Source organism: Protofrankia sp. Cj3 (assembly GCF_917627355.1).
Taxonomy (GTDB): Bacteria; Actinomycetota; Actinomycetes; order Frankiales; family Frankiaceae; genus Protofrankia.
This window is the reverse complement of the sequence record NZ_CAKJTR010000183.1, coordinates 1-4,210: the sequence shown is the minus strand read 5'-3', so window position 1 is coordinate 4,210 and position 4,210 is coordinate 1. Positions and strand designations below refer to the sequence as shown.

Sequence of the window (4,210 nt, the reverse complement as noted above, 5' to 3'; positions counted from 1 at the left end):
CGGACCCTGCCCGCCGTCGCCGAACTGGCCCAGGTGTCCCAGGCACTGACCCACGACGCGCCGCGGTGAGCGAGCACGACCCGGTCCACGACGACTGGGAACGCTTCCGGGTCCTGCCCTTGATGACCGACCACTGGGACCGGCCCGGCTGGACCCCGGGCCGTCGCAGCTTCCACTGGTTCCTGACGTTCGACAGCGCCGCGCTGCGCGACCTCGCCGCGACCTGCCAGCAGCAGCTGCGCGACCTCGACTGTCTCGACCCGGTGCCCGCCGACGGGCTGCACCTCACCGTGCGCCGGCTCGCGTTCACCGACGAGATCGACCCCGCCACCCTCACCACGGTCACCCGCCGAGTCGCGGACCGGTGCCGTGACCTGCCGGCGTTCGGGCTGCGGGTCGGACCGCTGGCCGGATCGAGCGGCGCGGTCCGCTTCACCGTCACCCCCTGGGAGCCGCTGGTCAGATTGCGGGACGCCGTGGACGAGGTGTCCGCCGCCTGTGGCCTGCCTGCCGTCACGCGGCGTTTTCGTCCGCATGTCGGCATCGCCTACTGCAACCGTGACACGCCTGCGGAGCCGATCATCCGTCGGGTCGCGGGTCTGCGTGACCTGCCCCCAGCCGAGGTCTCCGTGGTAGATCTTCGGCTGGTGCGGCTGTACCGGGAAGGCCGGACCTACCGGTGGGACACCGTGGCTGTCGTCCCGCTGAGCGCCTAGCACGTCACGTCTGGTCGCCGGGGTCAGGCGCGGGGATGCAACAGGGGCGCTCGATCCTTCCGGGGGCAGGCCGCTGGCCGCCGGCGGCTCAGGGCCGGGCGAGGGCCAGCTGGGCGGGTCCGACCGGGGAGGAACGACGGCGGCGAGGAGCATCGCCGCATGGTCGCTGAGGCCGTGGTGGCGGGGGGCGTGGACGTAGTCGCACCGGGTCAGGTCGAGCCGGTTGGCGGTGAGGAAGGTGTGGTCGAAGCGGTAGCCGTTGCCGCCGCGGCCGTACCAGCTGTGGCCGGGGGCGTCGGGGTGCAGGGTGCGGTAGGCGTCGGTGAGGCCGGCGTGGGTGAAGGAGCGGTAGAAGTCGTATTCCCAGCGGCCGAAGACCGGGTAGTGCGGGACGTGGCCGGGTTCGACGACGTTGAGGTCGCCGGTGACCACGACCGGCCCGCCGAAGCCGGCAAGGACGCCGGGTAGGGCGCGGGTGACGGCGTGTTGGAAGGCGCGTTTGTTCTCGTTGCGGCGTTCGGCCGGCCCGCGGGACGGGACGTAGAGGCCGACCAGGCGCAGCCGCTGTCCACCGATCCGCAGGTCGACGGCGTGCGCGCGGTGGGCAAGGAGGTCGATGCCAGCGGGCACGGGTTTGAGGGGCGCGTGGCGGGAGGCGATGACCGTGCTGTAGTCGGGCAGGTCCGGCCGCGGGGCGTGGATGTGGGTGTAGCCGTGGTGGCCGAGTGCGTCGAGGAGCGCGTGGCCACCGGGCCCGTGGCCGACCTCGGTGAGCACAACAACGTCTGCGTCGGGTTGCTGGCCGAGCCAGGCGGCCTGGCGGCAAGCCCGGTCGGGTGCGGCGTGCTGGGCGTTGAACGTGACCAGCCGCAGCTCGGTGGTGGACGCGGGAGCGGCCGGCGGGGGCGGGCTCGGGAACAGGGACTGCTGCGGGTTCATGCGGGCGGCGCCGTTTCGTCGAGGAAGACCTCTCCGGCGGCGTCGAGGTCCTGCTGGAGCTGGTGTCAGGCAGGTGCCCATCCGGAGACGGCGAAGTTCTGCCGCTTTCGGTACAGCTCGACGCCTATCCGCGTGTAGGGGTAGGTGTTGTCGGGCAGAGCGTCGAGCGGGAACCAGCCGAGGCGGGCGCACTTGTGCGGCTCGGCGTTGACCGGCTCGCCCTCCCACGACTGCGCGTGGAAGAACAGCCCAAGCCGACCCTCGCCGTGCTCGTTGAGGAAGTGCACCGTCGAGGCAAGCGACAGCGCCCCGCGGTCCAGGTGAAGGCCGATCTCCTCGCGAGCCTCGCGACAGATCGCGGCGGCGACGTCCTCGCCATCTTCCAGCTTCCCTGACGGACAATTCCACCAATTGTCCGCAAAACCGGTACCAGACCGCAAAGCCAGCAGAACGGTGTCGTCCCGGACGAGCAGAAGTATGACGTCGATGACACTGGTATACGCCATGGTGGGCAGTCTCCCAGGGACGCAGGTCAGCGGGTGGTCGGGTCGAGGCCGAGGGCGGCGAGCTGCTCGGCGATCCAGCCGACCCGCTGGCCGGTGGACATGTTCGGCGGGATGTCGTAGATTCGCTGTCCCACGGTGGCGCAGATGCTGCGTACGACCCGGTCGGCGGCCGGCTGGATGTCGAGGACCTTGGAGCGGTAGGGGTCGCCGGGCTGGTGCTGGTCGAACTTGTCGCAGCAGTAGAACACCGCGTCATAGACGTGTGACCAGGCCCGGCAGAAGGTCTCCATCGCCCGCAGGACAGGGCCGTGGGGTCCGTCGGGGCCGCCGGGCAGGACCAGCCAGGCGTAGGCAAGGACGTTCGCGATCGTCTTGTCCGCGATGATCATCGTGTGTTGGCGGGCGGTGCGCAGCTGGCTGGAGAGCTGGGCGGCGAACAGGTCGACCTCGGTCTCCACGTCGAACTCGCCGCGGCCGTGCACGACGATCTCTTCGATGAACGGGCTGTTGCGTGCTGGTTCGGGGACGCAGGCGACGTGCACACCCCGTTCCCGGTAGTAGGCGGCGAGCGCATGGGTGAGGGTGGTCTTTCCGGAGGCGTGGGTGCCTTCCACCGCGACGACGAGGCAGTTGCGCAACATCAGCGAGGTCCTTCCTCGACGAGTCGGCGGTCATCGCGACGGGCGTGGATAGCTTGCGGGGACGAGGGCTGTATCGGATGGGCTGCCGCGCGCGTCGAGGTCATGGGGCTGTCACGGTCGGGGCGGTGGTGATCTGGTCCCACGCTTCGGCCTCGATGATGTCGCCGAGGTGCAGGTCGTTGTGCCACTGGTAGTGGCCGCTTGTTCTCGCGGCGATCAGGGCGATCGCCAGCGCTCGGATCATCGTGTGCCTGAGTAGGTCCGGCACCGGAGCGGGTCCTACGGGCCCGGTCCGGCCTGGGTGTGGGCCCGGCCGGTCGGGATCGGGCGACAGGCCCGTGAGTTGGTGGCCGGCACAGACGGCCGGCAGCGCGGCGGGGTGCGGCCCGTGCGCGGTGTCCAGAAGGCGGGCGACGCCGCGTTCGGTGTCGTTGGCCCGCCAGCAGGCGGCGACAGCGGTGATCCCTCGTAGGGGCCGTCCGCCGGCCGCTGCGGCAAGGCTGGCGAGCTCGTCGGCCAGGCGGTGCCCGGCGAGGATCGCGGCCCGGCGCCGGGCCTGGACAAGCTGCGCGTCGACCAATGCGACGACGGCCGGGATCTCGCTCGGGTCATCGATGGCGACGGCGTGGAAGCCGAACCGCAGCGTCGTGTCGGTGACCGTCATCGGACGTCGCGGCAGGCGCAGGTAGACAGCCGCCGCGGCAGCCGGCGGAGCTCCCTCGTCGCCGACGACGGTGAAGGCGGCCAGTAGCGACATCCGCTCGGCGAAGGGACGCCGGGCGGCGCCGAACGGCGTGTCCGCCCAGCCCAGGTTCGTCGCCTCACGCATGGCTGATCCGCAGCAAAGGACGCCCGGACGGCGGTCGCTCGGCGCGGGTGAGAGCGCGGATCGAGCGTCCCAGGTATTTGGCGTAGTGGTTGCGCTGGTATCGGTACCGCGCCCAGATCGCCGCGATCGGCTCGTCGAGCAGGTTGCCCAGCGGTTCGAGCAGGTCGGGGGCGTCGTAGACCGGCCAGGCACTGGCCTGCCCCGACGGACCGATAACGATCATGTGGCCTTCGGTGTCCGGGGTCCAGGCCGTCAGCCGCAGTGCCGGCCGCCAGTCGTGCACCGTCCGCAGCTCGGCCAGCCGGTCGAACATCAGCATGGCTTCGTCGAGGCTGATGAACTCGTGGTCGGCGAGGTCGAGCGCGTTGCCCTTCTTCAGCGGCAGGATCAGCTTGAGCTTTCCAGCATCCAGCAGATCGGCGATCTGGTAGGTGAACGGCAACGCGGCCAGCGTCGAGCGGTAGACCACCGCCGACAGGGACAACGGCAGCCCGGCGTCCTGGAACACCCGTATCCCGGCCATCACCGCGTCGTAGTCGCCGCGGACCCGGTTCGTCGTCGCCCGCGGCCCTTCCAGCC

4 protein-coding genes and 2 pseudogenes are annotated in these 4,210 nt (G+C 70.8%); 1 reads left to right on the top strand and 5 read right to left on the bottom strand.

What is annotated here, in order from left to right:
* Window positions 1-122: 122 nt before the first annotated feature.
* Window positions 123-716 (top strand): 2'-5' RNA ligase family protein, encoded by a 594-nt coding sequence (locus MJ783_RS19255; RefSeq protein WP_239312315.1) that lies wholly within the window; start codon window positions 123-125, stop codon window positions 714-716.
* Window positions 717-935: 219 nt separating this feature from the next.
* Here the strand turns inward: MJ783_RS19255 and MJ783_RS19250 are convergent.
* The 5 genes and pseudogenes from MJ783_RS19250 to MJ783_RS19230 all read right to left on the bottom strand — a co-directional run.
* A pseudogene (locus MJ783_RS19250) lies at window positions 936-1,655 on the bottom strand (endonuclease/exonuclease/phosphatase family protein); the annotation flags it as partial.
* Window positions 1,656-1,720: 65 nt separating this feature from the next.
* A complete protein-coding gene (locus MJ783_RS19245) occupies window positions 1,721-2,161 on the bottom strand; it encodes an NUDIX domain-containing protein (protein WP_239312305.1) in 441 nt (146 codons plus the stop codon).
* A 26-nt stretch (window positions 2,162-2,187) separates the two neighbouring features.
* Window positions 2,188-2,802: an AAA family ATPase gene (locus MJ783_RS19240; protein WP_239312303.1), complete on the bottom strand. Its 615-nt coding sequence runs from the start codon at window positions 2,800-2,802 to the stop codon at window positions 2,188-2,190.
* A 100-nt stretch (window positions 2,803-2,902) separates the two neighbouring features.
* Window positions 2,903-3,631 (bottom strand): hypothetical protein, encoded by a 729-nt coding sequence (locus MJ783_RS19235; protein ID WP_239312301.1) that lies wholly within the window; start codon window positions 3,629-3,631, stop codon window positions 2,903-2,905.
* A pseudogene (locus MJ783_RS19230) lies at window positions 3,624-4,210 on the bottom strand (radical SAM protein); the annotation flags it as partial. The pseudogene MJ783_RS19230 and the gene MJ783_RS19235, both read right to left, overlap by 8 nt.